Genomic DNA, 1,957 nt, shown 5'->3' with positions numbered 1-1,957 from the left:
ACCAGAACGCCGCGTCACCGATTCCCACTTTTGGCCGTTTTCCTGCGCTGGATCGTGTTCGGGTTCCTGCGGACCTGCGCAACCTGTCTGTTGAGCAGCTCAAGCAGCTTGCGGACGAACTGCGGGCCGAAACTGTGGACGCGGTCTCCACCACCGGGGGGCACCTTGGGGCCTCGCTTGGTGTTGTGGAGCTGACCGTAGCCCTGCACGCGGTGTTCGACACGCCCGATGACCGGGTGATCTGGGATGTGGGGCATCAGGCCTACCCGCACAAGATTCTGACCGGACGGCGCGAGCGCATCCGCACCCTGCGCCAGCCGGGTGGGCTGTCGGGCTTTACCCGCCGCTCCGAGAGCGAATACGACCCGTTTGGCGCGGCCCATTCCTCCACGTCCATTTCCGCAGGGCTTGGCATGGCGGTGGCACACCACCTGCGCGCCGAGGATGACCCCTCCTACCGTGAACGCAATGTGATTGCGGTAATCGGCGATGGCTCCATCTCTGCCGGCATGGCGTATGAGGCCATGAACAACGCCGCAGTGGCCGGGCCGGGCGCTGAACGCCTGATCGTGATCCTTAACGATAACGAGATGTCCATTGCTCCGCCGGTCGGGGCCATGTCCAACTACCTCTCGCGTCTCATGTCGTCGCGCAAGTTCATGGAACTGCGCGAACTGGCGGGTAAATTCGTCAAGAAGCTGCCCGCTCCGGTGGAACGTACCGCCCGCAAGGCGGACGAATACGCCCGCGGCATGATTACCGGCGGCACACTGTTCGAGGAGCTGGGCTTTTACTACGTTGGCCCGGTAGACGGGCACGACCTGCCGCAGCTGGTCAATATCCTGCGCAACCTGCGCGATACGGATAAAGGCCCCATCCTGCTGCATGTGATTACGGAAAAAGGCCACGGCTACCGCCCGGCAGAAAACGCGGGCGACAAATACCACGCCGTAGCCAAGTTCAACGTCATTACCGGTGAGCAGAAGAAAGGCCCCGCAGGCCCGCCCAGCTACACCTCGGTGTTTGCGCGTGAACTTGTCCGTCGTGCCCAGACCGACAAGCGCCTGACCGCGGTCACCGCCGCCATGCCGTCCGGCACCGGGCTGGATGCGTTTGCCAAAAACTACCCCGACCGCTTTTTTGACGTAGGCATTGCCGAGCAGCACGCGGTTACCTTTGCCGCAGGCATGGCCACCGAGGGGCTGCGCCCGTTCTGCGCCATTTACTCCACCTTCCTCCAGCGTGCGTATGACCAGGTCATGCACGATGTGGTGCTCCAGAACCTGCCGGTCCGCTTTGCCATTGACCGCGCGGGTCTGGTCGGGGCCGATGGGGCAACACATGCCGGGTCGTTTGACATTGCCTATCTGGGCTGCCTGCCGGGCATGACCATCATGGCGCCTTCGGACGAGCTGGAACTGCTGCACATGACAGCCACAGCCGCTGAGTTTGATGAAGGCCCGATTGCCCTGCGTTACCCACGCGGCAACGGGCTTGGGCTGGACCTGCCTGCCGAAGGGCAGGTGCTGGAAATTGGCAAGGGCCGCATTATCCGCGAGATGGGGCGCCAGTCCGGTGCGCAGACGGGTGGCATTGCCATTCTCTCGCTCGGGCCAAGGCTTGGGGCCTGCCTGCAGGCAGCCGACATGCTGGCGGCACAGGGCCTGCCCCCGACCGTGGCCGATGCCCGCTTTGCCAAGCCGATTGATACGGCTTTAGTGGAAAACCTTGCCCGCAACCATGCGGTGCTGATCACCATCGAGGAAGGGTCCGAAGGTGGGTTTGGCACACAGGTCTGCCACCATCTGGCCCGCACCGGGCTGCTTGACCGGGTGCGCTTCCGCCCCATGACCCTGCCCGACCGCTTTATCGACCACAACACGCAGGACGCGCAGTATGACGAGGCCGGGCTCTCCGCACCCCACATCGTCGCTACCGCCCTTAACGCACTGGGTGT

The 1,957-nt window shown here is 63.8% G+C and carries 1 protein-coding gene; it reads left to right on the top strand.

What is annotated here, in order from left to right:
• Positions 1-1,957 (top strand): 1-deoxy-D-xylulose-5-phosphate synthase (dxs, locus tag GOB83_RS14565; protein WP_242005897.1); only part of this gene is annotated, 1,957 nt, incomplete at both ends.

Origin of the sequence: Acetobacter fabarum, assembly GCF_011516925.1 — a bacterium.
GTDB lineage: Bacteria > Pseudomonadota > Alphaproteobacteria > Acetobacterales > Acetobacteraceae > Acetobacter > Acetobacter fabarum.
Note: the sequence above shows the minus strand (reverse complement) of the source record. Positions and strands in the feature narration are given on the sequence as shown.